This window comes from Streptomyces sp. HUAS MG56 (assembly GCF_058673395.1).
This window is the reverse complement of sequence record NZ_JBZWEN010000002.1, coordinates 23,316-48,742: the sequence shown is the minus strand read 5'-3', so window position 1 is coordinate 48,742 and position 25,427 is coordinate 23,316. Positions and strand designations below refer to the sequence as shown.

At 67.1% G+C, this 25,427-nt stretch carries 26 protein-coding genes; all 26 read right to left on the bottom strand.

Annotated elements, in window-relative coordinates; genetic code table 11:
- Nucleotides 1-9 precede the first annotated feature (9 nt).
- Nucleotides 10-237: a hypothetical protein gene (locus AC4OXY_RS46215; protein ID WP_491994838.1), complete on the bottom strand. Its 228-nt coding sequence runs from the start codon at nt 235-237 to the stop codon at nt 10-12.
- On the bottom strand, nt 234-779 hold the full coding sequence (locus AC4OXY_RS46210) for a phospholipase D-like domain-containing protein (RefSeq protein WP_491994964.1): 546 nt from the start codon (nt 777-779) through the stop codon (nt 234-236). Before AC4OXY_RS46210 ends, AC4OXY_RS46215 begins: the two co-directional genes overlap by 4 nt.
- A gap of 1 nt (nt 780) precedes the next feature.
- Nucleotides 781-1,644 (bottom strand): C1 family peptidase, encoded by an 864-nt coding sequence (locus AC4OXY_RS46205; RefSeq protein WP_491994963.1) that lies wholly within the window; start codon nt 1,642-1,644, stop codon nt 781-783.
- 860 nt (nt 1,645-2,504) lie between these two features.
- The gene (locus AC4OXY_RS46200; RefSeq protein WP_491994962.1) at nt 2,505-2,786 is read right to left on the bottom strand and encodes a hypothetical protein; all 282 of its coding nucleotides are present in this window, start codon (nt 2,784-2,786) and stop codon (nt 2,505-2,507) included.
- Nucleotides 2,787-2,850: 64 nt separating this feature from the next.
- Nucleotides 2,851-5,172: a hypothetical protein gene (locus AC4OXY_RS46195; protein ID WP_491994961.1), complete on the bottom strand. Its 2,322-nt coding sequence runs from the start codon at nt 5,170-5,172 to the stop codon at nt 2,851-2,853.
- Nucleotides 5,173-5,186: 14 nt separating this feature from the next.
- On the bottom strand, nt 5,187-5,663 hold the full coding sequence (locus tag AC4OXY_RS46190; protein WP_376295123.1) for a hypothetical protein: 477 nt from the start codon (nt 5,661-5,663) through the stop codon (nt 5,187-5,189).
- 19 nt (nt 5,664-5,682) lie between these two features.
- The gene (locus AC4OXY_RS46185) at nt 5,683-5,946 is read right to left on the bottom strand and encodes a hypothetical protein (RefSeq protein WP_491994960.1); all 264 of its coding nucleotides are present in this window, start codon (nt 5,944-5,946) and stop codon (nt 5,683-5,685) included.
- A 9-nt stretch (nt 5,947-5,955) separates the two neighbouring features.
- Nucleotides 5,956-6,702 (bottom strand): hypothetical protein, encoded by a 747-nt coding sequence (locus AC4OXY_RS46180; RefSeq protein ID WP_491994959.1) that lies wholly within the window; start codon nt 6,700-6,702, stop codon nt 5,956-5,958.
- Nucleotides 6,702-8,600 (bottom strand): glycosyl hydrolase family 28-related protein, encoded by a 1,899-nt coding sequence (locus tag AC4OXY_RS46175; RefSeq protein WP_491994958.1) that lies wholly within the window; start codon nt 8,598-8,600, stop codon nt 6,702-6,704. Before AC4OXY_RS46175 ends, AC4OXY_RS46180 begins: the two co-directional genes overlap by 1 nt.
- Before the next feature lies 1 nt (nt 8,601).
- Nucleotides 8,602-9,363, bottom strand: coding sequence for a hypothetical protein (locus AC4OXY_RS46170; protein WP_491994957.1), 762 nt, complete (start codon nt 9,361-9,363; stop codon nt 8,602-8,604).
- A gap of 4 nt (nt 9,364-9,367) precedes the next feature.
- Nucleotides 9,368-9,898, bottom strand: coding sequence for a hypothetical protein (locus AC4OXY_RS46165; RefSeq protein WP_491994956.1), 531 nt, complete (start codon nt 9,896-9,898; stop codon nt 9,368-9,370).
- Nucleotides 9,895-10,107, bottom strand: a complete 213-nt coding sequence (locus tag AC4OXY_RS46160; RefSeq protein WP_491994955.1) for a hypothetical protein — start codon at nt 10,105-10,107, stop codon at nt 9,895-9,897. Before AC4OXY_RS46160 ends, AC4OXY_RS46165 begins: the two co-directional genes overlap by 4 nt.
- 10 nt (nt 10,108-10,117) lie before the next feature.
- Nucleotides 10,118-11,506: a hypothetical protein gene (locus tag AC4OXY_RS46155; protein ID WP_491994954.1), complete on the bottom strand. Its 1,389-nt coding sequence runs from the start codon at nt 11,504-11,506 to the stop codon at nt 10,118-10,120.
- 49 nt (nt 11,507-11,555) lie between these two features.
- Nucleotides 11,556-14,480, bottom strand: coding sequence for a phage tail tape measure protein (locus AC4OXY_RS46150; protein ID WP_491994953.1), 2,925 nt, complete (start codon nt 14,478-14,480; stop codon nt 11,556-11,558).
- A 71-nt stretch (nt 14,481-14,551) separates the two neighbouring features.
- Nucleotides 14,552-15,058, bottom strand: coding sequence for a hypothetical protein (locus tag AC4OXY_RS46145; protein ID WP_491994952.1), 507 nt, complete (start codon nt 15,056-15,058; stop codon nt 14,552-14,554).
- A gap of 74 nt (nt 15,059-15,132) precedes the next feature.
- Nucleotides 15,133-16,347 (bottom strand): phage tail tube protein, encoded by a 1,215-nt coding sequence (locus AC4OXY_RS46140; RefSeq protein WP_491994951.1) that lies wholly within the window; start codon nt 16,345-16,347, stop codon nt 15,133-15,135.
- A gap of 3 nt (nt 16,348-16,350) precedes the next feature.
- On the bottom strand, nt 16,351-16,575 hold the full coding sequence (locus AC4OXY_RS46135) for a hypothetical protein (RefSeq protein ID WP_491994950.1): 225 nt from the start codon (nt 16,573-16,575) through the stop codon (nt 16,351-16,353).
- Between the two features lie 2 nt (nt 16,576-16,577).
- Nucleotides 16,578-17,027: an HK97 gp10 family phage protein gene (locus tag AC4OXY_RS46130; RefSeq protein ID WP_491994949.1), complete on the bottom strand. Its 450-nt coding sequence runs from the start codon at nt 17,025-17,027 to the stop codon at nt 16,578-16,580.
- The gene (locus AC4OXY_RS46125) at nt 17,024-17,533 is read right to left on the bottom strand and encodes a hypothetical protein (RefSeq protein ID WP_491994948.1); all 510 of its coding nucleotides are present in this window, start codon (nt 17,531-17,533) and stop codon (nt 17,024-17,026) included. Before AC4OXY_RS46125 ends, AC4OXY_RS46130 begins: the two co-directional genes overlap by 4 nt.
- Nucleotides 17,534-17,536: 3 nt before the next feature.
- Nucleotides 17,537-17,686 carry a hypothetical protein gene (locus AC4OXY_RS46120; RefSeq protein ID WP_491994947.1) on the bottom strand — a complete coding sequence of 50 codons (150 nt, stop codon included), beginning with the start codon at nt 17,684-17,686 and terminating at the stop codon, nt 17,537-17,539.
- A gap of 10 nt (nt 17,687-17,696) precedes the next feature.
- On the bottom strand, nt 17,697-18,518 hold the full coding sequence (locus AC4OXY_RS46115; protein ID WP_491994946.1) for a hypothetical protein: 822 nt from the start codon (nt 18,516-18,518) through the stop codon (nt 17,697-17,699).
- A 176-nt stretch (nt 18,519-18,694) separates the two neighbouring features.
- Nucleotides 18,695-19,033, bottom strand: a complete 339-nt coding sequence (locus AC4OXY_RS46110; protein WP_491994945.1) for a hypothetical protein — start codon at nt 19,031-19,033, stop codon at nt 18,695-18,697.
- Nucleotides 19,034-19,137: 104 nt separating this feature from the next.
- A complete protein-coding gene (locus AC4OXY_RS46105; protein WP_491994944.1) occupies nt 19,138-20,634 on the bottom strand; it encodes a hypothetical protein in 1,497 nt (498 codons plus the stop codon).
- Between the two features lie 81 nt (nt 20,635-20,715).
- Nucleotides 20,716-22,608, bottom strand: coding sequence for a hypothetical protein (locus AC4OXY_RS46100; protein WP_491994943.1), 1,893 nt, complete (start codon nt 22,606-22,608; stop codon nt 20,716-20,718).
- Nucleotides 22,605-22,988, bottom strand: a complete 384-nt coding sequence (locus AC4OXY_RS46095; RefSeq protein ID WP_376295095.1) for an XkdF-like putative serine protease domain-containing protein — start codon at nt 22,986-22,988, stop codon at nt 22,605-22,607. Before AC4OXY_RS46095 ends, AC4OXY_RS46100 begins: the two co-directional genes overlap by 4 nt.
- Nucleotides 22,981-25,422, bottom strand: a complete 2,442-nt coding sequence (locus AC4OXY_RS46090) for a phage portal protein (protein ID WP_491994942.1) — start codon at nt 25,420-25,422, stop codon at nt 22,981-22,983. The genes AC4OXY_RS46095 and AC4OXY_RS46090 overlap by 8 nt, the downstream gene beginning before the upstream one ends.
- Between the last annotated feature and the right edge of the window lie 5 nt (nt 25,423-25,427).

Genomic DNA, 25,427 nt, shown 5'->3' with positions numbered 1-25,427 from the left:
CACGGCCTCCTAGCGCCAGATACCGAAAACGAAATGGCCGAACAGCCAGACCATGAAGGCCAGCAGCAGGACGTGCAGGACCGTCCAGTGCGAGAGCGGCACGCCCTCCTTCACCCCGAACCAGTCCCACACCGCATAGCTGAGCGTGTTCTTGGGGTTCTGGATCAGGGCGATCGTCTCCGGGACGACGAAGCCGACCATCATCCACAGCAGCCAGTACCAGCGCCACGCGGTCACGCCACGGCCTTCTTCCTGGCCGCGACCTGAAGCATGTGCTGATGGATGGCGTCCACCCGGGCGCGAGCCTCAGCGGCGACCAGGGGGTCCCTGACCACAGTCATCTCGTTGTCCTGCTTCGACTCGCCGCCCGTGGACCAGTTGGTGCTGCCGCCGATCCGGTCCAGGCCGTCGACGATGCACAGCTTGAGGTGCTGAATCGCTCCCAGCTCCGAGCGGCCGATGGCGATGGACGATGCCGGGTAGGCCTCGCGAGCGAGGATCCCCCGCTCGTGCGCACCCGCAGCCTGCGAACTGTCGAGAGTGAGCTGCACGACGACGTTCTCGTCGAGCAGCTTCTCCTTGAGCACGTCCGCGAGCTCATCGTCGTCGAAGCCGTAGCAGGCCACGATCAGGCTGGTGGTGGCCGAGCGGACGAGGTCCATCAACGCGCCGTGCACGTCGTCCACCGGGGAGTAGAAGGTGCGCATGCCGGCCGGGTAGCCGGGCGGGAAGCCGCCCCGCTTGTATCGGTCGAGGACCGTGAGGTCGGTGAGCGCCATGTCAGTTGCCCCCCTTGTTGTTGGACGCCCACGGCTGCATCAGAGTGTTCAGCTGCTGTGCCAGAGCAGCCGCCTCAGCCAAGCGAGGATCCGGAGCAGGAGTGGGCGACGGAGGAGGGGTCGGCACCGGCGTCGGCGTGGTGGCGAAGGCGAGCACGGTTACATCACCACCGGCAGCGAGCAGCGCGCGCAGGTCGGCACCCTTGAAGTAGCCGCGGCCGTTCACGCCCCACGAGGCGCCCCACGAGTTGTCCACCCACGCGATGTCGTTGGCGACGTCGTACTCGCGCACCATCAGCTCGTGTCCGCCAGCCAGCCCGGACGAGGTGTCGACGACGATCTGACCGTCCGCCGCCGGGTCGAACATGCTGTTGTACCAGTCGATCCCGATCAGGACCGGGCCGGACTGGAGAGCGCTGCGGAACGCGTCGTAGGTGAACGCGTGCGTGTACCCGGTGACGAGTCCGAGCTGCTGGCTGCTCTTCCCGCACGCCGGACCGGAGGAGCCGGTGTCGTCCGGCGGGTACTGGCCGGCGATGTCGTCGAGCCGGGTGTTCAGCTCGTACGCCTTCACGGCGAAGGACTCGTCGAGCGCATACGTGCCCGCGGAGAACACGCCCTTGCCGTCAGCCTTCACTGTCACCTGCGCGGCGGCAGTCCGACCGGACGAGTCGGTACCGAGTGCACCCGTGAGCGCGTTACCCGTGCAGCTGCCGAGCTGGCCCTGGTCGAGGATCGGCGTGTGCCGAGCCCAGGTAACGGACTTGATGGCGGACGCGGGCAGGACGCCGTGGGCGTAGGCCAAGTTCCGCGGGTCGTGGTGCTGGACACGGCCGAGGCCGGGCTGGCGCTGGGTATCGGGCATGGCGCTCCTGGGGATACGAAAGCCCCCGACGTAGGCCGGGGGCTTGTGATGAATGGTTAGGTCGTCTCAGCGCCGTACTGGCGAGTTCAGACGCCTGAAGCGTGCGCCCAAGGTGGTCGGATGAACGCCGAACTGCCTAGCGGCATCCTTGATCGTTGAACCGGCCAAGACGAGCCCCCAGGCTTCCTGAACGTCCTCGTCAGTGAGCTTGGTATTGACGCCTCGAAGTGCATTCTTCCGATGCGTCACCGGCTCCAAGTGCGCCGGATTGACGCAGCGATGATGCGGGCATCCCAAGCCGCCCGCGCACGATGCATCCCGCGTGTGGCACGTGTGGTCTACCTCGTAGCCGACTGGCACCGGGGCTACGAAGTGCTCGTAGGACCAGACATGGGCAAGAGTGAGGCGCCCACCGCCTGGGCCGCCAACACGGATGACTCCGTACCCGTTGGACATCGTGGCCCCGCTCCACAGCCAACATCCACCCGGCACTCTCTCCAGGCGAGAAAGGAAGCGCGATTCGTCGCTACCGGAGCCCCGAGGGGGCGTATCAGCTTGAACATCGCCATGCTTCTGCCAGCGCCGGTAATGGTGGTTGCACCATCCGCGCGCTAGGTGCTTCCTGCCGCAATTGAGCACGCTGCATATACGATCGGTCACGTCGGACCTGCTTTCTCAGGTTCGGCCATGCCCCCGGAGGTTGCCGCCTCGCGGGGGTTTAAAGTGTTCATTTTACCCGATTACCTGTCGCTTTTTCCCTGTTTCGCAACAATGCGATCTCTCAACTCCCGCCGACGGCAGGAGTCTTACTTCTTCAGCCCCGACCAGGCGCGGTGCGGGGGTGCAGGGGTTGGCGCAGGTCAGGGCTTGAAGCGGTCCGGAATCCGGCCCTCAACATGGAGGGCGTGCAACTCGGCGACCTGGGCGTGGGTCTCGGCGACCTTCTTGCCCAGGCGCTGCTCGGTCTCGGCGTGCCGACGGTCGACGTGCCGTCGCAGCGCCAGGTGTTGGATGAGGAAGGCCGGCGTGACGATGATGAACTGCGCCTCGACATTCCCGGCGACGTCGTTCCAGTGCTCCAGCAGCAGGTAGACGTCAAGGGCCACAAGCGCGAGGGCGACGGCGATCCAGCGGGCGCGCATACGAGCCTCCCCTATCTCGGCGAGGGCGATCCCCACCCACACGCAGCGGCCTGAGGCTTTCGGGTCAGTTCAGTTGCGTCACGCCCGAAGGAGGCCACACCGCGCCCGTCGGGTAGGTGACAGCGGCAGCCGAGGCGAGCGTCGTCGGGTCAGTCGGGTAGATCATGCAGTTGGATATGTACAGCGTCGCCGCGGCCGACGGGTTGCCGTTCTCCGCTGGCACGATGTTGGCGTACGCGGATCCTGCCAGCGCCTGGGCGCTGAAGGTGATGTTCGTCCAGGTGGCTGCAGCCAGCGGCAATTCCCAAAAGTTGTTGCCGAGGACGTTGTGATTGGCGTCGAACCAGTTGATGTAGAAGTCGATGGTGTAGCCGGTGGTGGAGTAGAACCACGAGTTTGCGGTGAACCACTGGCCCGCAGTGGCCGGCACCATCTCCGACACCACTGACGCGTAGCTCGACGACCCGTTCGGGGTGAGGAGACCGGAGGATGGGAAACCTCCGTGGGTCTGCGCGCTGGACTGTACGAAGGTGCCGTTGTTCACGATCCATGGAGATATGCCGCTGGTGAACGTGGGGTTGCTGTTCAGCGGGTCTTGAGGGAGCTGTGTGCCTTCGCACACGCCCAGGAGTCGGCCGCGGTAGTCGTAGACCATCGTGGACGTCCTCACGGCGCGGTTGTTGCCGCCGGTGGTGCTGCCGCTCGGGTCTTCCCAGGTGCCGATGGGCTGACCGCCTGGAGTCTGGTCGTAGACGTTCGCCAGGATGGCGAGGCCACCCCGGGACGTCCACGGGCCGTTTGAGTAGCGGTTCGCGTACTGCCAGCTGGACGAGCTGCACTGGACCTCGCCCAGCTTGGTGTAGTTGTTGGCATCGCCGCCGACCTGGTGGAACAGCAGGTGATAGGTGCCGCCGCCGGTCAGCCCGCTCGCAGGCAGCGGGACGGGGATGAGTGGCACCGTGTTCAATGTCTGGGTGTTACTGAAGCCGGTACTGCTCAACCCCATGCCGATCATGGTGTAGGTGCCGTCACCGTTACTGAATCCGCCGGTGGGCAGGTTGCCGGAGTTTGCGTTGATGAGCTGCTGCTGCCACGTCCCCAGCCCGTCCGCGGTGATGGTGAGCGACTGGAGAGTGCGCGTGAAGGTGGGCGGGGTGCCGTTCTGTGTGTTGCCGCCCATGATGAACACGCCGGAGTCGGTGGCGAACGTGCTGTTTTCGATGCCGCCGACCCCCACGGGAAGGGACGGGCCGGTCTGCCAGGTCCCCAGACTGCCGTCGGCGCCGATCGTGGCCCAGTAGACGCTGGTGAGCCCCACGCTGGTGGACGACGTGTGGCCGCCCATGACGATCAGAATGTTCCCGACGATGGCCGAACCGGCAGCGAACAGGGCGGAGGGAAGAGACGGACCGGTCTGCCAGCTTTGGATCTGCCCGTTGGAGATCGAGGCGTAGCTCACCGTCGAGATCGGCACACCGCCAGAAGTGTTGCCGCCGATGACGTACACGACGCTGTCGTTCCAGACTTCGACTACGGCAAGGTCGAGCGCTACCGGCAGGCCGGCCTGAGCAGACCACGCGGCGACGACACCCGTGTTGCTGTCCCAACTGGCCGTGTACACGGAGGTGGAGAGCGCGGAACCGGTGTAGCCGCCGGCGACGATGACGGTATCCGCGCTGGCGGCAACGCCCGCCCCGAACAGTCCCTGCGGCAACGATGGCTGAGGCTGCGCGGCGGCGGGGCCGGCGGCACTGAGCTGGATGCTGTAGACGTACGGGGTCGAGTTTCCGGTACTGGAGTCCGTGCCGCCGAGCATCAGCAGGTACTGCCCGTAGGAGACGGTGGAGGTCGAGGTCAGCAGACCGGCGGCCGAGGATGAGGCGGTCCCCCAGGGCGCAGTGGTGTAGGGGCCCGTCTGAAGCGTGTTGTTCGCCTGGGTGGCGAGTGGTCCCGCCGTGGGGAGGCCTCCCGACGCACCGAGGCTCGCGATCGAAGCTGCTGGAACCACGGTGGACGAGAGCGGGCTGGCCAGGTTCGGTATGCCAGCGTTGTCAGGGTAGAGGGTGACCTGGACGTCCGCGCCGTTACCGACGGGCTCCATGGCTACCTGCACGTGCCCGATCGCTGTGGAACCGCCAGGCAAAGTGAACGGCCAGTCAACGTCATAGGTATCAAGCGTCGAGCCTCCGCCGGCGTTCTTCACCCAGAAGAAGGCCGAACCGTAGGTACTGGTGAGCGCGCCCGGGGCGACGATCAGGTTGCCTTGGTAGACGGGGGTGACCCCGTGAACGGCGAGGAACTGATCGATCTGCGCGGCGTGGTTGGTGCCCTCCAGGTTGCCGGGCAGACCGTTTTCGGCGGCCTTCCACGTCGGGTTGTACGCCACCCCGGTTCACCCCCTCAGAGATGCAGCCACTTGACAGTCATCGAGCTGAAGAACGGGGCCGTGGCGTAGGTGTTCAGGGGGTTGCTGGTGTCCTGGTAGATCTGCACCTGGAAGTAGTCGCCGACGTTCGCCGGCACCTGGAACACCGGAGAGGCGACACCCATCGTGGTCGTCATCGCCGGCAGCTCCTGCTTGGTGCCGTTGATCTGGGAGCCGTTCTGCTGAGCGTAGTGCTGCCGAGATCCCGTGTTGTTGGACGACCAGGCGGTGAACCAGCTGATCTCGTACGTGCCAGCGACCTGGACGGTGTACCGGCTGGAGTTTCCGCTGGACCAGCCTCCCCAGACATCCCCGACCGCCACGTTGAACGTCAGTGGCGTGTAGGCGCCGCTTCCGACGGATTGTGAGGCGTTCTGGTAGAGGAACGCTCCTGGCTTGTTCATGAGGAACGCCGTCTGCGCGGCGGTGAGGACTTCCAGGGTGGAGGCCACGGCCGGTCACCTCCCCCTGTCACTCGAAGGTTGAATAGTCACTGCTGGGGGCGTAGTCCGTGGCCGCCGTCTTGACCACCGAGACCTCTATCCCCTCGTTCGCGGGGTACACGGCGGTGTTGATGGCCTTGGCCATGGTGAGGATGGTGGCGTCGGTGACGACATTCGCGTCGCTGCCGTTGCCACCCGACATCAACTGAAGCTCGATCACGCTCCCGGACAGGTCGGCTCCGCTGGGAGACTTGAACCTGACCGCATAGATGTCAGCCCGAGCGCTGCTCATCGTTTCTCCTTAGTTGATCGACGTGACAAGGCCGTTGGCCGAGGAAACGCTGCGGTACGTCTGGACGTAGCCGGACGCCGTCTGGCCCGAGGTGTATGCGGCGTAGGCATTAACCAGGCCGGTCGTGCTGCGGCCCGTCCACGTCCACCGCGCCCCCGAGTCCTCCCAGGTCGCCGCCTGCTGGCCGGTGACCGTCTGGTCGTACACCTGGAAGACCAGGCCATAGGCCTGAGCCGTCCACGCCGCGCCGTTCGCGGACGTGGAGGCTCCAGAGGTCTGGTTGCTCTTGGCCCAGTTGTAGGAGTACGTCGCGTTCCCGGCCGACGCCACCACAATCCAGTACGTCGTGGACGCCGAAAGCCCGGCTACCGGCGTGGGGACGACGACGAGCGTCGGCGCGTTGAACACGTACTCGGCGGTGACCGTGGCCGACACCAGCGCGGTCCCCGACGGGGCCCCGGAAGCGTTCGCCTGAATGCTCACCGTGGTCGGGCCCAGGTTCGCACCCGCGCTCGTGTTCGCGGCCAGTTGGATGACCACGTAGCCGATCGCGGTCTGCCCCACAGCCGTCGTGAACGACTGGGCAAGCCACGTGCCGTTCGTGGTCACGTTCCCTGACCCGACCGTGGACTGGGCAGCCCGCTGTGTCCCGGTGTAGAGCACCTGCATTGCGTGCGTGCCGAGGTACTGGTTGACGTGCGCCGCGAGCGGTGCCTGCCCGGTGGTGGCGGCCTGCCAGGTGGGGGTCCCCGGCATCAGCTGAGCCCGGCCCAGATCGACAGCGACGACGACGTGAGGCCGGACATGGTGATGGTCGACGGCATCGTGGTCTGCCCGGTCGGCCCGGTCGCGTGGACGAGGGTGGCGCCCGTCGTGTTGGCGTTGTAGACCGCCCCGGAACCCGGCGAACCGTACAGGGTCACGGGGGTGGTTCCCACGGAGAGGATCGCCACGAAGTACACGCCTGGGGCGGTCGGTGTGAAGCTGCTGGTGAATGCGGCCGTTTTGACCCCGGTCGATCCCCACGTGGTGGTCTGGTCCGCGGTGACGGCAACGCGCGTGCCGGCCGCGTTGTACAGGCCGATGAGGTTGTCGCCGCTCGTCAGCCCGCTGCCCGCCGCCTGAACGGCGACGAGCACGTTGGAGACCGTGGCAGTGGTCGGCAGGTAGATCTTGTGCAGGTTGATCGTGCCCGACGCCACCGGGTAGTTCGAGTTGATGACGTTGGGGTCGAAGTTCCACGTGATGAGGCCGTTCGACTGGAACGGGTTGTCGGCCCAGGCCAGGTTCGTCAGGTGCCCTGCGGTGTCCCGCTGCAGCGGCGAGGTGCCGTTCACCGCGTAGACCACCGTGCCGCCGGTCGGGTTGGTGGTCGGGGCGGTGGTGATGTTGGTGAGCTGGAGTTCCCCGACGCCGTTGTCGCCGAGGACGGCTGTGCCGCCGACGACGAGGTTTCCGTCGAGGATCTCAACTGCGGCATGCGCAGTGAGCGGGTTGGTCACAGACAGGACGCCGACCGCGGTCCGAGCCAGCTGAACGTCCCGGTTGGTGCTGCCGGGCCCCATGGATATAGTTCCGGAGCCGAGGATCCGGACGCGGTCGAAGGCATCCGTGCCGCTCACGTTGCCGGCCAGGATGGTGTTGCCGGCCGCGGTCGGCTGCAGCGTCACCGGGCCGACAAGAGTGACGGTTCCACCCGTGATGACGGTGGTCGTGCCAGCAGCGTAAGAGGTGGCCGTCACCGTGGAGCTTTCGAGGACGACGGCCGTGGAGCCGGAATCGACCTGGATGGACGCAGTGGCCCCGGCCCCGGGGGCGTTCTCCTGGATGCTCTCGATCGTCGCGGCGACGGTCGACCCGGTGGCGTAGAACGCCTTGGCCTTGTTGATGTTGCTGTAGCAGGAGTCGATCGTGTGGACCGTGCCGCCGGAGATTTTGAAGCCGGAGCCGTCCTGCCCGTTCGCGGCGACGATCGTGTCCGCGCCGCAGCCGGTAATGGCGTTCGCTGACCCACCGCTGATCGTGTAGCCGCCGCCGCAGCTGAAGGCCTTGCAGCCGTTGAGGGTGGTGTAGTTGACGTTGGTGAGCTGGAAGCCCTGCTGCGTGGACGCCCCACCGGTGATGAAGCAGTTCGTCAGCGTGTTGCCAGTGCCGCCGCTGAGGAAAATGCCGTGGCCGCCGACGCTGCTCACGTTGACGGTGTTCAGGCTGCAGCCGACACCGGTGACCAGCTCGAATCCGTGGGAGCCGAAGCCGGAGATGGTGACGTCCTGGAAGGAGCAGGAGTTGACGTTCGTCGACCCGCTGTTGGCCTCGATCAGGACACCGACGCCTGAGCCCGAGCCGGGCCCGGTGATCGAAAGGTTCTCGATCGACATGTAGTTCAGGGTGCTCGGGTTGTACGTGATCGCGTTGGCGGTCGTCGACGTCTGGTTGATGACGCTGACGTTCTGGCCGACGCCGAGGAGGCTCACCCCGTTGGGTAGCGTCAGCGCCGCACTGATCTTGAATGTGCCTGCAGGAAAAAACAGCGTGCCGCCACCCGCAGCCGACACACCGTTGATCGCGTTCTGAAGCGCGGTGGTGTCGTCCGCCGTTCCGTTGCCCGCGGCCCCGTAGTCGTAGGGCGTGGCGTAGCCGACCAGGTAGGGCATGTCAGTTCACCCCCGTCAGTAGGCCGCCGCTATACGTCACAGAGCGGGTCGAGTACAGGTAATTCGATGAGCCGTTCTGCGCTGCCGTGAACTCGGTGATCGTGGCGGGCAGGCCCTGCGCGTTGTAGGTGAACTGCGTCCACCGCTGCCCGGTGTCGTCCACGAGCATCGTCGGCAGCACCCCCGACCCGGCGTTGTCGTACACCTGGTAGACCAGCCCGTAGGAGGAGGCCGTCCAGGTGACCCCGTCCGAGGACGTCGACGAACCGGCGATCTGATTCGACTGGTGCCACACGTAGTACTGGGACGACGCGCCCACCGGTGAGACCACCAGCTGGTAGAACGTGCCGGGCGTCAGGCCGGTGGCCATGAGGGGCAGCGTCACCCAGTAGGGCGCCGAGTAGATCCACTCCTCATTCACGATCACGCTGGCGAGCGCGCTGCCCGTCGGCAGGCCCCCCAGGTCCGCGTACAGGCTGAGCGTCAGGGGCGGGATCACAGCGGACGTCGGCGAACCGCCGACAGTACTGAGCTGAAGCCGCACCTGGCCGATCGCCGTCTGAGCGCCCCCGGTCATGAACTGCTGCGCCAGCCACTGCCCAGCCGTCGACTGGTAACTTGTGCTCGCGGTCGTCTGCGACGCCTGCACCGTCCCCGCCCCGTAGGCCACGAGAGACGTGTGAGCGCCCAGCAGCTGGTTGACCTGGCCGGCGTTCCCGGGCTGCCCGGTGACGGCCGCGGCGTAGGCGGGGATCTGCGACATGGCCTCAGCTCCCCGAGATGGCGAAGCTTGCCTGCAAAATGAGGGTGTCCGTGGTCGGGAAGGTCAGCACTGGGCTGAAAGCCCAATGGTCGAGCATGGTGCCGGACCCGGCGGTGCTGGTGGCGCCGGAGAAGAGACCAGCCTCGGTGATCGTCAGCGTCGAGGCGGGGCTGGGGAAGTAGAACAGCCACGTCGTCTGCGCGTTCAGTGACGCGGTGGCCGGGGTTGAGCCGCCGGCGCCGACAGTTTGCCGGGCGTACTCCGAGAACAGGGACGTATCCGACGCTGCGACGGTGCCGTTGCCGGTGCCGATCGCCCCGTACAGCGGCGTCAGGAACGTCGGCGAGGTGACGCCGAGGTTCGCGGCCTGGTCCTGGATGCCGGCCCAGACGAGCGCGGCGGCGAACGCGGTGAGCCCATTGGTGCAGGTGATGTTGTCGCCTTCGCGACGATCCCGGACGGTGCCGTCGGGCCTGATGCTCGTGACGCTGAGGCGGCCGTGGATGTTGAATCCGCCGCCGTTCGGCGTGGTCATCCCCAACTGAAACTCCCCCACGTTCCGTTGTCCCACGTGGTCGCCGTGACGCTGAGCGTGGCCGTCACCGTGTCGATCGCACCGAGGGTGTCGTCGGTCTCACCGAAGTTCCCGAGCCCGCTGACGGTCTGGTCCTGCTGCTGGCCGTTCTGCTGATTCAGCGTCCCCAGAACGTCGACTAGGTTCATGGGCCGGAACACGCCGGGCATCAGCGCCTCCTCAGAGTCGGACGGCGGTGATCTGGCACTGCCGGTAGCCGCCGGCGACGAAGGTCACGGTGTTGCCGATGACGATGAACTGGTCCCAGACGCCCCACTGATTGTTCTGTGTGTCCCGGATCAGCGTGTTGCGGATCGAGCAGGTCTGGCCGGAGCGGACCCAGCCAAGGAAATCCTCGGTCGTCGTGAACACCATCCGCTCGACCGCGTCGGCGTACTCGGTGCGCTGCCGCATCGCGCGGGCGAGGGCCATCGGCACGGTGGTCAGCGAGGTGTCGTTGATGTACTCGGTGAAGACCCCGCCGTTCGGGCCCGTGTACTTGTGCTGGGAGGCGTAGTCGTTGGCTGCGGCAGTGACGGGGACCAGGTAGTCGTACCAGATCTTGAGCACGACGCCGGGGCCCGGTGCAGCCCCGGTGGTGACCAGCGACCACTTCCCGATCGAGTCCTGGATGACCTGCCACGTTGCGTTGCTCGACGCGCCCGCGTTCACGGTGGTCACAGACTTGCTGACGCCGCCCACGTACAGGACCGGCTGGTTCGTGACCGTGTACCGGAGCGGCCACGCGGTCTGGTAGCCGTTGCCGACCCACGTGTCCGTCGGTTTGCTGTGGGTCGCGGAGCCGTAGGTGATGGACTGGTTGGCGCCCTGGACCAGGATCCGGTTCCTGACCGAGGTGCCGTCCCATTCGTAGCCGAACGAGTTTTCGGTGTAGATGTGGCCCTCGGTCGTCGACCCGTTGGTCGCGGTCGGGATGGTTGTGAAGGTCACCCCGGAGCTGATCGCGGTGGTGGCGTCGTAGAAGTGCAGCTTGCGGTTCTCATCGACGTACCAGCCATACGGTGTGACCTGGCCGGCCAGCGTCGCCAGCCGCCGCCACGCGTCCGACAGGGTGGCGTAGTTGAGGACGAAGGATGCGAGCTGCGGGCCCGGGGCGACGTAGCCGCCGTGCGAGAGCTGCTTGGCGGTGATGCCGCAGTTCGCCTGCGCCGTGAGCGACACGATGATCTGGTCCACCGTCTGCCCGACGAAGGTGCCGTGGACGACCGAGTTGTCGGCGTAGAACGTGTAGTCGACGCACTGCAACGTCCACTCGTTCCGAGTCGGTGAGGTCGCATCCTGGATCGGCTTCGTGACGACACCGGCGAACAGGGTCTGCCCGATCGCGTTGTCGACCAGCTTCACCTGGCTGAAGACCGGGATCCAGAAGTGCGGCGTCGTAACGAACTCGTCGACAAGCGGGAAGACTGCGGTGTCGCCCTGCCGGCCGAAGTTCTGCGTGATCGTTATCTGAGAATGGGCCCCGGACCAGGCCAGGTACTGGGTGTAGTCCGTGGTCGACCCGCCCGGCGGGGTGATCGTGAACGTCAGGTTGGGGGTGGCGACCACACGTCACCCCCAACCCCGAGCACACGAGCCGAACCGCGGGACTGGTCTTTCACCCGCGGATCCTGACGCCAGCCGCCGCCAACGCGTGCGGCATCTGAGCGCCGATCTTGTCGGCGAGTTTCCGCATGTCGGCGTCCGACATGACCTGGGAGCCGCGCAGGTCGATGATGACCGTGCCACCCCCCGTAGCGGATCCGTTCAGATAGGACAGGCCGGCGCCGCCCGCGGCGAAGCCCGATCCGGTTCCCGGCGCACCGAAGGGCACTCCTGCAACCGATGCGGCCATGCCGCGCACGGACTGGACGGCGACGTAGGTGTGGTCGTCAACGCCTTGAGCGACGCCGTGGGCGATCCACTTGCCGACCTCGTCGCGGAAGAGCTTCGAGGGGCTGCTGATGCCGAGGAAGCTCTTGGCCGAGGACAGGGCGCTGCTAGCGAGGTTCTTGAGGCTGGAGAACAGGCTGCCGGCTGCACCCTCGACGCCGGAGATGATCCCGTTGACGATGTCGGTGCCGATGGATTCGAACCAGCTGCCGACGCTTTTGACGGCGTCCCATGCGCTGTGCAGGCCGTTACTGATGGCGCTGGCGATCCGGCTGACGGTTCCGGTGATCGAGTGCCAAGCGCTGATCAGCGGATTGATCAAAGCGTCTCTGATGGCGTTCCAGGTAGCGGTAGCCGCCGACTTGATGGCGTTCCACGCGCTGATCAGGTACGGCTTGATCGCGTTCCAGATTGCCTTGAGGTCGCTCCACAGGATCTCGATCGGGTTGATGATCGCGAACTTGATCGCAGCCCACACCACTCCGGCGACAACCTTGATCCCGTCCCACACCGCCTTCAGGAAGTCCTTGATGCCGTTCCATACGGTCTTTGCGGTGTCTTCGATTTGGCTGTGGAAGTGGTTCCAGATCGCCATGACCAGGGCGACGAACGGCAGGAAGATCACCAGGAGGAGCGGCCACCACTTCTTGAAGAACCCCGCGATCGCGTTCCACACCGTCGTAGTGACTGATGCGACGGCATTCCACGCGTCCTCGATACCGTGCCACACGGCCTTGACCCCGGCGACGATGCCATTCCAGGCGGCCTGCAAGCCGTGCCACAGTGCCATGACGCCCGAGACGATGCCGTCCCACGCCGCCTGCAGCCCGTGCCACGTCGCCAGCGCAGCACTCTTCACCGCATCGAAGACCGTCGTCACGACCTGCCGGAACGTCTGGAAATGGTTCCAGGCGTAGATCAAGCCTGCGACGAGAGCAGCGACTGCGATGATGACGAGCACGATGGGGTTGGCGTCCATCACCGCGTTCAGGATGCCCATGGCGACACTGACCAGCTTGATCGCACCCGCTACGGCAGCCATCGCGCCGACGCTCACCAGGATCAGCCCGACCAGCTTCTGGTGCTTGTCGGCCCATTCAGCGATCGGCACGAGGATTGCGTTGATCGCCCCCATGGCCCGGGTCACCCACGGCAGCAGCGCGGTACCGATCGCGATGCCCGTGTTGTGGATGGCCTGCTTCGCCTGCTCCATCTTGAAGCCCATGGTCTGCTGCACCTGGGCGAAGCCCGCAACGTTGCCCTTGGAGTCCGCAGAGGCCTTTCCGATCGCGGCGATGGCCTTGTTGACGTCGCCGGCGTTCTCGCCCGTGGTCATCAGCGCCACGTTCAGGCCGGCCGCAGTTCCCATGAGCGCCCGCAGCGCGCCCGGGTATGTCTGCCCGAGCCGGGAGGCGTTGTCCTTGGCGATGCCGGACAGCCATTGGAGGGTGCCGCCCAGGCCGTCCTTGCTGAGGTGGGTCTGAACGTCCTGGCTGGTGATGCCGACGGCCTTGAACTCCTTCGTCATCGTGCCCGTCGGGGCCTCCAGCGACCGCAGGGCGTTCGCCATGTTCTGGCTCGCCCGCTGAGCGGTCACACCGTGGGAGGTCATCTCCGCGAGCACACCAGCGAGGTCCTGGAACTTCAGGTGCACGGCGGCACCCAACGGCAGGATGTTGCTCAGGGCGCTGCTGAACTGCTGGAAGTTCGCCTTGCCGTGACCGACCGCAGCAACCAGTTGGCTGGTGACGTTCGCGGCCTGGCCGGCACCCAGGTGGTAGTCCTTCAGGATGTCGGTGACGCCGTTGGACACCGTGGCGAAGTCGGAGTTCTCCAGCCGGGCGCCCTCGGTCGCAGCCTTCAGGACGTCGAGACCACCGTGCGCGGCGTTGTAGCCGGCCGCCTCCACGATGTACATGCTCTTGGCGAGATCGTTGGCGGAGGTCGCGGTCTCGTTGGAGATGGACAGAATGCCGTTCTGAACCTGCTTCAGCGCCGACGGCGCCTCGCCCGCCGTCGTCACCAGCTGAGTCGTCAAGGTCTGGAAGCTGCTCGCGGCCTTGATCGATTCGTAGCCGATCGCCGCCACTGCCACACCGGCACCGATAGCGACCTTCGACGCCACGCTCATTGCAGCGCCGCTCTTGGCCGCCGCCCCGCTGAACCGGCCTGTTGATGCCGCAGCCTCATCGGTCTTCGCGGCCGCAGCCGCAGCCGTGTCGGCCTGAACCTTCTCGGCGGTACCCAGCTCCTTGCTGGCCGCCGCCGCTTCCCGCTCCGCCTTCTGGAGCCGGGCCAGGGCAGCAGCCTGCTTGTCAGCGGCCTCAGCCGCGTCCATCTCTCCGGCAGCAGCCTCGCGCTGAACGGCGAGGAGTTCTTCCTCGGCCGCGGCCTGCTCGCGAGTCGCGGCAGCCATCTTCGCCTGAGCAGCCTCCACACGAGCGGTGGCCAGGTCGAGGGCATCCGCGCCCGATGCCGTCTGAAGCAGTGCCTCGTCGGTCCTGGCGCCGGACTCTTCCGCCACCGTCGCCATACGCTGGAGCGACTCCGAGAACCGGCTGACGGAGACGTCCGCCTTGTCCAGCGCCTCAGAAATCCGGTCGCGAGCCTCCAGTACAGCGAGGACGGTGAACATCTCAGCGCCGGCCACTGTTCGCCCTCCTCTGCTGTGCCTGCTCTTCGCGGGTGATCAGCTGGATGTAGAGGAGGTAGTCCTCGACCTCACGCCACGGCCGGGTCTCCAGGTCCTGCCTGCGGATCCCCAGGCGCTGCCACAGCTGCTGTTCCGCCCAGAACGTCCCCAGGCTCGGTGGCCCCTCCGTGTTCATCCGGATCGCCCCCGAGGCTCGGCTCAGGAAACTGGGCCCGCTCCTTCGCTGGCTGCGGCCCGTTCAGCTTGTTCACCGCCTCGAAGATCTGGTCGAACACGGAGGCGGGGAGACGTGCGACGTTCTTGCGCTTCACCGGTTCCGGGGTCAGCGGCCAGATGGTGCCGTCGTCCTCGTCGAGGTTCCAGTCGACGACCGAGGCCACGACCATCTCCGTGTGGAACGCGGGCATGTCCATCTGCGCCGAGCCGCGGCCCGACTGGTCGAACACCGGCCCCGAGGAGAGGGCCTTCTCGGCGCGCTGCTTCTCCACGATGGAGAGGCATTCTTTGATCTCGACCCAGTACCCGTTGCCGATGTCGATGCGGCGGGTGCCGGAGTAGGCGGACAGAAAGCCCATGAGGGTGCTCCTGGAGGGTTGCGGGCATGAAAAAGGCCCTGGCCGCACGGCACAGGGCGTCGGGGTGGGTGTGGCTAATACGCCGTGTAGACCGAGTTCACGACCGTCGCCGAGATCGTGTACTGCGAGGCACCGGACAGGGGCCGGGAGGCCTCGTAGGTCAGCTGAGACAAGATCACATCTTCAGCCTTGAGATCGTTGGCGTACTTGCTCAGCGCGATCTGCGGCAGGTTGATCGTGATCGTGCCGCCGCTCGACGGGTGCGTCAGCGAGAACGTGAGCGCCCCGAGGGTGTTGTTCTGCATCCGGTTGAAGTCGCCGTAGGTCGCGTCGTTCAAGCTCGACCACACCAGGTCGATCGTGCCGTTGACGTGCAAGTTCACCGGCGTGAGGAACGCGGGCCCGTGGTTGCCGAAGGTGTACGTCTCCTTGATGCCGTTCTCCACGGAGATGGCGACGTTGCTGGCCTCAGCACGGGACGATCCGTAGATGGTCAGTGCCGCCTCGGCGAAGACGAACGGCGCCTCATTCACCACCGAGATCGGGGTCGGGTTGTTCAGGATCGCCACGGACTGGGCCATCATGTCCGCCGTGATCTCCACGGGGCTGTTGCCGACCGGCGCCTTGATGTCGAACTTGTTTGCACGGCAGCCCGCGAACTGGAGGCTCTGGAAGCCGCCCAAGTTCTTTTCGATGGTCAGTGACGGAAGCGTGTTGGCCTGGCTGATCGTGTGCGTGTACGGGGCGACCACACCGATCACAGCCACACCTGAGGTGTGACCGTAGGTCAGCGAAGAGTCCAGGGTGAACGTGGTCCCGCTCACGGTGATCTTCCGGCACTCGGAGGTTGTCGTCGTCCCCGAGTTCACGTCGATCTGCACGACCTGCCCGGTACTGAACCCAGATGCGGACGCCACGGTGATGGAGGTAGCGCCGGCCGAGACGGTGCCGCTCAGCGTGGTGGAGCCAGACCCGACGGTGCCTGTGACCCCAGCCCCGGGCGCCGCATCCGCACCGATGGAAGCGACCATCAATGCCATCGCATTGGACGGGAAGATCGGCCCGGTGATCGCTCCGGCGAGCTTCTGCTCACCCTGGAGGTTGTAGATCTGCTTGTCCCTGAAGCCCTGCATCAGGGTCGGGGAGAACCAGCCCGGGTCGACCTCCATCGTGTTGGCGGACACTGGGAGGAAGGTGGTGGGGGTCGTCGCCTGGCCGAAGCCGGGCTCCTTGGCCATGCCGGTTGCGGAGCGCGCACCCGACTGCTCTTGGATCGTGGGGTACGGCATGGCCTACTCCTCGGGGGCCGCGTCAGCGGCGGGCTCGGTAGTCTTCGACGCCTTCCGCGACCTCGCCGGCGCAGGCTCCGGCTCGGGCTCGGACGGTGCTTCCTCGATGTCGGCGCGGCGCAGCCAGCCGTCGGCCAGGTCGTCGGGCACGGTGAACTCGTCGCCCGGCTCCAGCTCACCCGCCTCGACGAAAGTGACCGGCCCGGCGCCGATGTAGCGCAGCCTCACGGCTATTCGCCTCCTAGGGCTTCGATGGAGATCTGCCTGAACCGGCCCTTGAGTGCCGGCAGGAGCGGCTTGATGGCCCGCTCGGGGAACTTGTTGGCCTTCGTGCCGGGATGGTTGACGACCTGGGCGAACACGTCGCCGCCTGCGCCCTTCCAGTGCAGGGCACGGGCCGTGCGCGGCCGGATCTGGTGCTCCCGCGTCCCGTCGAGCACGTACTTGGCGTAAGGCACTTCCGTGTAGAAGGTGACCGTCAGGCCCCCGCCGTTGAGCTGCTTGTGCTTGATGGACTCCCGCAGCCGGCCGCCATTCTCTTTGGCAACCGGGGCCTTCGCCTTGAGCGCACGCTCCACGATCGGAGTGACCTCGGCACCCCAGGCCGCCGCGATCGCCTTGAACCGATACGGGCCCGACAGCCCACGCTTGGGCCGCGACACCTTGACCTGGATACTCACCCCTGCACCGCCTCACGAACGTCCATCGCGATGCGGCAGGAGTAATAGACCATCCGCTGCGTCGCCGGAGCGTGCACGGGCGGGTACTCGATCTCCCAGTCCTCACCGACCAGCAGCACCTGGGAGACCACGCCCGTGGTCGAGTCCTGGATCTTCGTCGGCATTTCGGCGTTCCACAGCTGCGACAGCACCGCGTCGATCAGGAGCGGGAACTCCTGGTCAAGCTCGGTGTCGTCCGGGTTCGCGAGGTAGACGAGGTAGATGTCGATCGTGTGGTCGATCCACCGGAAGCCACCCGTCCACGGCTCGTTCGGCTTCGCCCGCGGCATCGTCTGCCGGTGCCCGTGCTGCCGGCCGCCCCACACGTACGCGCGGGGCCCGTCGAGATCCTCGACTGTCGGCGGCGTCACCCACGCCGTGAGCGTCTGCGAACCACCGGTGGGGCTGGGCACCGGCATGCCGTCGAGCAGGCCCTTTAGATAAAGCTGGACCGACGACAGAGGCACATGTCACCAGCCCTTCGGGGCGTTCACGGTACGCACGTGCGTGCCGCCCTTGTGCCCGACGTGGAAGTCCTTCGCCCTCTTCGTACGGGACTTGTGGACGGTGGCCTTCTTCGAGGCGTGAAGGGCCCGACGGTGAACGTGACGACGTGCCATGACATGCTCCTCACACAATTCTGCGAAATGGTTCGAGCAGCACCTCGTACTCGGTGATCAGGTCTTCGACGCCCTTGCCGCCCGTCGTTTCCGACCCGGGGATGTTCTGGATCGACACCGACGTGATCCCGGACTCCAGCGCCTGCGCCGCGGCGGCCAGCACCGTGGCCCACAGGACGCTGGCCGGTAGCGCGGAGACCACCGTCCCGGCCGTGTGCGCAGCGGACAGGGGCGCAGAGAGAGTGACGGTGCCTGGGCCCGTCTGCGCGGTGCCAGCGCCGTTGGGGAGCTGCATCGGTGTCGTCGCGGCAACCGAGGTGACCGAGACCGGCTCCGTGGATGCACCGTCGTAGACGAAGCCGGCCGCTCCGGCCCAGCCGGTCACATCGTCCACGCTGATCGTGGTGGCCCCGGCCGCAGCGCTGGCCGTGAGGCTGCTGTGCGGCCAACCGTTGGTGTAGCTGACCAGGATCCGCTGCCCGTTACGGCCGTACCAGTCCACGATGTACCCAGGCGCGACCAGGATCGACGACCCGCCGTCCGGCATCGTGGCCGAAGCGCTGTCGGTGTACTGATTGATCAGCGGGTGCAGGATGTCGTACTGGCCCGCAGGAACCGTTGACCACGCCCTCGGGAAGGTGCGGTTTGACGACGTCTGAATCGCCAGGACCTGCGTCACCGGCCAGCGCCGCATCACCAACAACCCGTTGCCCGTACCCTGCTGGATCCCGACCCGCGGCGCGCCCGGCCCCTGCAAGTACTCGTTGTCCACCGTGGCCCGAAGCACCTGGTTGCAGTACGCGTCCACGATCGACGTGGCACGCCACAACATGGCAGTGATCTCGGCTGTCTGCTCTGGCGTACCGCCCGACTTGGGCTGAGGGATCAGACTCCAAGCGACTCCGGTAATCCGGTCGGAGCGTCCATGAGCATCTGTGGCGTCACGTAAGGCGTTCCGAGGGGCATGTCATCACCCCCTCAGGTTGACGTTGCTGGTCGTGGGGACAGCTACTCGGCGGACTTGGGCGGTGCGGTGCGCTTCGAGGCACGCTTCGCCGGGGCCGGGGCTGAGTCAGGTTCGGCCTTCTTGGTGGCCTGGGCCGCATTGACGATCTGCTCCACGGCACTGAGGAGGGTGGCCGGGTCCTTGCGGCGCTCCATCTCCTCGTTCATGAGCCGGGCCTGGCGTTCGATCTGGGTCTCCCACTGGGGCTTGCCGCCGGTGTGGAAGGAGTGGAGTTGCTCGCCGACGTCTTCGGGGAATTCGAATCCCCCGTCGGACTCGGGCTCGTAGTGGACGCCGTCGTGTTCGACTGCGGCCGTGTTGGTGCGTGAGTAGAGGCGCATGGCCTGTTCTCCCTTGAGGGTGTGGTGGGGCGGGCGCCGCGGCCCCGGTGGAGTTGCATCCACGCGGGGCTGCGGGCGCCACTTCGTTCTACTGCCAGCCCGGATCAGGCGACGTTGGAGAGCACGGCCTGCGCGACGGGGGCCCTGTTGACCAGGGCCGAGACAGTTCGGATTTCAAACTCGCGGCGTGGGCCGCCACCGGCGGTGTTGGCGACGCGGCTGGTGCCGTAGTCGAACTGCGCGGTGTCACGCAGGGTCCTGCACTCCAGGACGCTGGAGATGTTGGCCTGCGGGAACGGGACCCGGTCGGTGCGGGCGATGATCGTGCCCGGGGGCAGCGAGGTGTGGACCTCGATGGGCACGGTGATGCCGCCGGCCGGAGCGTTCACGATCGAGCCGACGCGGCCACCGGCGGTGGTGGAGACACGGCCGGCGGCGTCGGTCTGCAGGAAGGTCGTCGCGGCGTTGGCGCCGAGGACGAGGTTGGCGATCTCCTGCGCCTGCGCCGCGTTGACCATGATCGCGGTCGGGGAGCACTTCACCTGGTTCCAGAGCGGCAGGAACAGGCTCTGCTCGATCTCGGTCACGGTGCCGCCGGTCAGGGTGAGCGCAGCGCCGTTGAGGCTGCTCCAGATCGACGGGTTGGCGGTGCCGCTTCCGGCGGCGGCCCACTGGCCGGTGCCGTTGTAGTCGCCGCTCAGCGACGCCAGGAAGCCGTCGTAGTCGTTGGCGTTCGCGCTGCCGTTGTCGGCGGCCGCGTTGAACGTGGGAACGCCCGCCGAGCCCTGCCAGTTGGAGGTCAGGTCCGGGACAGCGGTACCCGACGGGAGCGCCTGGTTCGACGAGATGGTCTTGGTCATGGTGACCGTGTTGACCGTGGTCGTCGTGTAGTAGTACCAGGTGCTGCCGTTCGCGGACTGGAACCAGTCGTAGCACACCGCGCCGCGGACCGCGCCGACAGTCGCGGTGACCGTGTTCGTGGACCCGGCACCGGTGGCGATGCTCGCGCTGTTGCCCTGGCTGTTGCCAGAGCCGTAGTAGTAGCCGGATCCGGTGCGAGCGGCGACACCCACGTAAACGGTCGTGGTGGCGGCGATGCTGCCGCCGGTCGTCGACGTCGACATGGTCGGCGCGGCCGGCCGGGTGAGAGCGAAGGACTGCGCGCCGAGCAGCTTGCGGTCTTCCGCGATGAGCAGCTGGTTGAGGACGTTGAACGTCATCACCGCGTACGGGTCGGCGTACCCCTTGGCCAGGTCGAAGGAGTCCTGGGTGACGAGGCCGGCCATCGACAGCGGCTTGTAGCGGGCCTGGAAGTCCTGCTCGTTCATGACGACTTCGGCGCCCGCGTAGTCGAACCCGACGGCCGGGTCGGGCTGCGAGTTGGTCATGTTGAGGATGGCACGCCACACGGCGTACGGGTTTCCGTCCGGGGACTGCTTGCGGGCGACGATGTCACGGAACGGGGTGACGACCGGGATCAGCGAGACGAGCTCGGACAGGTCGTACGAGTAGATGCCGGTGCCGGTGAGGATGCCGCTGGTCTGCGCCTTGCTGATGGCGGACAGCGTCTCCTCGGTCATTTCGGCGAGCGGTGCGCTCACGGGGTGCCTCCTGGGCATGCGGAAGCCCCCGGCGCTCTGGGCGGCTCGGGGGCTTGGGTTGGGATGCTGGGTGGGGCGCGCCTACTGGCGGGCGCCGCCGTGGTGGATCTCCTGGAGCCGGGCGATGGCGGCCATCTGCATGTCGGCCGCGGCCTGGTTCTGTTCGGCCGCAGTTCCGCTGTAGAGCGTCTGCTTCATCTCGCGGGCCTTGGCGACGTCGACAGGCGGGGCGCCTCGGTCCTGGCCGCGGAGCATGTCGCGCGGCGGTACGGCTCCGTTGGTGAACACCTTCGGCTCGGCGGGCTGCTCCTCCAGCGTCCCGAGGCGGCCCTTCAGCGTCTCGACGATGCTCGCCAGTTCGAGGACCGCATCGCCGGTGGTGGCGATCTGCGCGGCCTGGGTGGCGCTGTGCTCGTCGAACATGCTCTTGACCACGTCCAGGATGCTGCTCTTGAGAACGTCATCCGAGTTGGTGTTGTCGGTCTTCTCGGTGGTTTCGGTCTTGGTGACGTCGTCGTCGCTGGGTGCGGCGTCGGCGGGGGTCCCGACCTGGTCCGCGGGAGCGGGATCCATGTCGGAAGTCTCGGGGGCGCCGTCGTCGGCGCTGTCGCTGTCGTCGTCCGCAGGAGCGTCGCTGCCGTTGTCACCGTCGTCGTCGGATTCGGCTCCGGCGATGCGGGTGATCTTCTCCGGGTCGCAGATGCCGACGAGGTTGCCGTTCTTGTCGTAGACGGCGACCATTTCCTTCTCGCCGTCGGCCTTGGCCATGTCGGTGACGGGCAGTCCGGCGACCGGCTTCGGCTCGTCCTGCTGGGCGCCCATGGCGGGCTCCTCTCCGGACTGGCGGGTCACGTCTTCGGACGGGGTCGGCTGGGGCATGTCGGGCTCCTCGTGGGCGGTCTTAGCGACCGGCCGGCCGCTCTCCTCGTCGGTGGTGGGTGCGGCGGGCAGGGACGCGAGGACCTTCTGGAGGGAGTCGACGGCGCCGCGGATGGCGGCTTCGTTCGCGGAGGACAGCACGCGCCCGGCCTTGGCGACTGCGCCGAAGGCCTCGATGGTGTCGAGCTCGGTCGGGTCGAAGTCGGCGAGGGCCTTACCGACGGCGGCCATCTCTTCGCCGCAGTCCGCTTCGGCCTGCTCGGCGACCGCGAACGGGGCGAGAACGCTGATGGCGTAGTCGATGGCGCAGCAGGCGTCCTGAAGGTCGTACGCCTGGTACTCGTCGTCCGGGTCGGCGCCGGACGCGGCTTCCATCATCTCCCGGTCGGCGAGCAGGTCGATGGCGGCCTTGGCGCGGGCGAGGATGCCGGTCCACTTCCGGGCGGTGGCCGCGTCGATCGCCTCCCACGCCGGGCTCCCCGGGGTGGTCGGGTTGCCCGGGGCGCCGTCCTCGGGGTCGGCCATGATGGTCATCGGGTCGAGTGCGTCGTCGTCCATTTGCGCCTCCTTGGCGACTTCAATGCCGAACTTCTTGGCCGCGGCCCGAATCTTCGGCATGGCCTTGTCGCCGAACGGCGACTGGGGGGCGCGGGAGAGCGCATTGCGGACGTGCGCCTCGTCGTCGATGGGAAAGTGGCGGAGGGAGCGCGGAACGGTCTTGCCGTCGTCGTCCTTCTTGCCGCCGGGTTCGATGTACGCGAAGGCGGAGTCCGGGAGGTCGTTGGTCGATGCGGTGCTGCGCTCGGCCTTGGCGACGTCGTCCTCGGCAGCGCGTCGCTGGGCGGCTTCGTGAATGAGCTTGGCGATCGCGCCGGGGCTGCCGGTCATCGTCACCGTCTCCTCGGCCTTGGCGACGGGCTCGGGCTTGCCGATCAGGTCGCGGACGACGGCGGGGTCCAGCAGGCCGGCCTGTCCGTCGGCGGCCTGCTTGGCGATGAGGAAGGTGGTGCCGTTCGCGGCCTTGTCGACGAGGTCCACGCGCGGGATGTCGGCGTCGACGAGCTCGGTGAACTCGTCCTCTACAGGGGAGGTCATTCGCTGCTCCGTCGGGTGATGCGCCGCGCTTGTCCCTGCGGCGAGAAGCCGGTGATCCGGCCGGACTTGTAGAGCTGCCAGGAGCGCTCGTCGAGGATCGCGCCGATGAGCCAGTCGCCTTTGCGGACGACCGTGCCGTTGCCGAGGTCCCAGTCGTCGCCGCGCCAGATGTACGACTCCACAACCGTGGCGGCCCCGACGGTCTGGTCGGGGCCGTGGAACAGGCCGACCTGGGCGCCCTTCTGAAGGAACCCCCAGGCGGCTTTCTCCAGTTCGGCCTCAGTGAAGTAGTCGCGTCCGCCATCGGCACCGCGCTTGATCCGCGGGTCCGGGCCCGCCTGATACGCGATGCCCAGGACGTACCGCTGCTCATCAGCCATGCGAGCCTCCTTCAACGGTGAGGTGGCAGCCGCAGTTCGGATGGGCCGGCGGGGCGGTGTCACCGCTGGGGAACGCCTTCGTGATCGGGATGAACCCGGCTGCGGCGTTGGCGTCGCACACGTCGCACGCGCTGTCGTCGGGGACCCACCGGTGCCGTTCGGTGGCCTTCTCTACCGGCTGGCAGCCGAGTGCGGTCATCACGTCCTCGATGGCTTCGAGGAGTTCAGGCCGTACCGCGGGGTTTCCAGAAAGCTGGGCGGGGTCCCACCAGGCGATCGATTCGACCTGGTCGCCGTCGGGGTCGTCCGGGTTGCTGACGGTGTCCCGGCAGCCGTTCGTAGGCACGCAGCTCTCGTCCGGGACGGTCCAGACGATGCCCTGGTAGATGCCGTTCGGACTGGTCCAGGTGCCGGTCTTCTCCCCGGGCGGGGGGATGCAGCCGGTCTCCTCGCTCCACTCGCGCCAGGCGCCCTGGATTGGGGTCTCGTCCCCTTCGAGGTGGCCGCCGGGGAATTCCCAGAAGCCGGCCGCCGGGTCTTCGTCGTCCAGTGCACGCTGGAGCATGAGGACCCGGCCGGTGTCCGCGGCACGAACGGCGAGCCCGGCAACCGCTACTTCACCCGCGGCCTTGCGGACCAAGAGTCGGCCGCCGTCGTTGAGCCGGTGGGCCTGGACCGGGTCGACGTGCCGGAACTGGAAGTCCCGCCAACGCCCGTCCCGGCGCCGAGCCTTACGGAAGGACCGGAACGCGGCCAGCTCGCTCTTGACGAGCTGCTCCTGGTCCTCGCCCGGCTCCTTGTCGTCCTCGTCATCGTGGTGGCCGACGAGGTCGTAGGAGGTGATCCCGGTCTCGGCCGTGATACCGGCTGTGGCGCCGCTGGCCTCGCCGTCCTTGGCGACAGACTGTGCCGCGTCTGAGGACTGGAGTTCGTTGCGGCTGTACACCTGGTAAGCGTCCAGCGCGGCCAGTGACTGCTTGGCGTCGGTGGTGCCCGCCTCCGGGACCACGCCGGGCGGCGGGACAAACGGCTGGTCCAGGACCTGCTGGTCCTCTGCCGGCCCGAAGGTTTCCGGGTCGACCTTGCCGGCGACGCCCTCGATGGACAGGAGCGGCACCGGGCCCAGCCGGGTCGTGGAGAAGAACCGCGGCGTCGGTCGGCGCGGGTCGCCGGGCAGGCCGAGGAGCTTCTCGCGGCCTTCGTCGGCGCTGGCCATGCCGGACTCGATGTAGATCTTCCAGGCCTGCGCCTCTTGGAGGCGGTCGTCCTTCTCCTGGCCGGTGTCGAAGGTGAACTCGACTGGCAGGTGGAGGTCGTCGCGGAGGAAGTGCGTGAGGATGCCCGCGACGTGGCTGACGAGCGGCAGGTCGCCTACCCGGTGCTGCACGTCGCCCTGGCTCTCGCCGGAGCTCTTGTTGACGTTCTCCGTGAACCCCAGGTCCGCAGGGACGACGTGGAACGCGGCGGCAGTCTTCCTCATCAGGAAGAGTGAGAAGTGGTCTTGGAAGTCCTTCTCGTTCGACCACTCGATCCTGCTGCCACCGGGCAGCCAGCGGATCTGGTTCTTGACGGCCTGGTCGCCGAGCATCATCGCGTCCCAGGTCTCCTGGAACGTCTCGATCTGCTGCGGCGTCCAGGTCTCCGGGGCGGAGGCGAAGGCCTGCGGGATGTTGCCGGACGTGAACCGCTCCAGGAAGTACGCCTGGAACCGCAGGTCCGTGTTGGCATTCAGCAGGATGCTCTCGAGCGGCGCTGTCCCATACGGGCTGTTGGGGCGCGGCCGGAACGGCTCGTAGATCAGATCGTTCGTGGTCAGCCAGTTCCACGGCAGGCCCTGCGCGTACTGGACGAAACCTTCTGCGGGGGCCTGCGGGGTGCGGCCCCAGTAGTCGAGAAGGGGCGCGATGGTCGTGCCGTCGACAACCGAGAGGCCGATGACGTCGCCCCGTCGGTTCCGCAGCCGGTACAGACAGCCAGCGTCGTAGGCCAGCACGTCGTACAGGTACTTCGCCAACCATGCGGCGAACGGGGTCTGACCGTCAGGCTTCTCCAGGACCCGCAGGCCGGCTTCGATGGCTGCGTCCGCGTCCCCCGAGTACCCGCGGGCCGGGACGAGGCTCCACTCGAGGGCGCGGATGGAGTCGATGCGGTGCCAGATGCACATGCTGGCGATGTCGTAGGACTCGATCAGGCCCTTGAGCGTGTCGAATGCGACCCGCTCGTGGGTGCGCGGCCTGGTGGCAATGTTGTAGCCAGTGACGAAGTCCCGGCTGCGGGGGGTGCGGGAGTATCCGTCGTAGGGGCCGACCGGCTCACCCGGCGCGAACGGCTTGGCCGGTCCGAGGCCGAGGGCTTCGCCGGCTGCTTCCATCTGGGCGGGCGGGTGCGTGCCGAAGGCCTTGCGGAGGAGAGCGAGTCGGTCACGGACGCCCATGGATG

Coding starts and splice junctions, on each gene's coding strand:
- AC4OXY_RS46210 (WP_491994964.1), bottom strand. CDS start 779: ATGGCGCTCACCGACCTCACGGTCCTCGACCGATACAAGCGGGGCGGC.
- AC4OXY_RS46205 (WP_491994963.1), bottom strand. CDS start 1,644: ATGCCCGATACCCAGCGCCAGCCCGGCCTCGGCCGTGTCCAGCACCAC.
- AC4OXY_RS46200 (WP_491994962.1), bottom strand. CDS start 2,786: ATGCGCGCCCGCTGGATCGCCGTCGCCCTCGCGCTTGTGGCCCTTGAC.
- AC4OXY_RS46185 (WP_491994960.1), bottom strand. CDS start 5,946: ATGAGCAGCGCTCGGGCTGACATCTATGCGGTCAGGTTCAAGTCTCCC.
- AC4OXY_RS46180 (WP_491994959.1), bottom strand. CDS start 6,702: ATGCCGGGGACCCCCACCTGGCAGGCCGCCACCACCGGGCAGGCACCG.
- AC4OXY_RS46175 (WP_491994958.1), bottom strand. CDS start 8,600: ATGCCCTACCTGGTCGGCTACGCCACGCCCTACGACTACGGGGCCGCG.
- AC4OXY_RS46170 (WP_491994957.1), bottom strand. CDS start 9,363: ATGTCGCAGATCCCCGCCTACGCCGCGGCCGTCACCGGGCAGCCCGGG.
- AC4OXY_RS46165 (WP_491994956.1), bottom strand. CDS start 9,898: ATGACCACGCCGAACGGCGGCGGATTCAACATCCACGGCCGCCTCAGC.
- AC4OXY_RS46160 (WP_491994955.1), bottom strand. CDS start 10,107: ATGCCCGGCGTGTTCCGGCCCATGAACCTAGTCGACGTTCTGGGGACG.
- AC4OXY_RS46145 (WP_491994952.1), bottom strand. CDS start 15,058: ATGGGCTTTCTGTCCGCCTACTCCGGCACCCGCCGCATCGACATCGGC.
- AC4OXY_RS46140 (WP_491994951.1), bottom strand. CDS start 16,347: ATGCCGTACCCCACGATCCAAGAGCAGTCGGGTGCGCGCTCCGCAACC.
- AC4OXY_RS46120 (WP_491994947.1), bottom strand. CDS start 17,686: ATGGCACGTCGTCACGTTCACCGTCGGGCCCTTCACGCCTCGAAGAAG.
- AC4OXY_RS46115 (WP_491994946.1), bottom strand. CDS start 18,518: ATGTTGTGGCGTGCCACGTCGATCGTGGACGCGTACTGCAACCAGGTG.
- AC4OXY_RS46110 (WP_491994945.1), bottom strand. CDS start 19,033: ATGCGCCTCTACTCACGCACCAACACGGCCGCAGTCGAACACGACGGC.
- AC4OXY_RS46100 (WP_491994943.1), bottom strand. CDS start 22,608: ATGACCTCCCCTGTAGAGGACGAGTTCACCGAGCTCGTCGACGCCGAC.
- AC4OXY_RS46095 (WP_376295095.1), bottom strand. CDS start 22,988: ATGGCTGATGAGCAGCGGTACGTCCTGGGCATCGCGTATCAGGCGGGC.
- AC4OXY_RS46090 (WP_491994942.1), bottom strand. CDS start 25,422: ATGGGCGTCCGTGACCGACTCGCTCTCCTCCGCAAGGCCTTCGGCACG.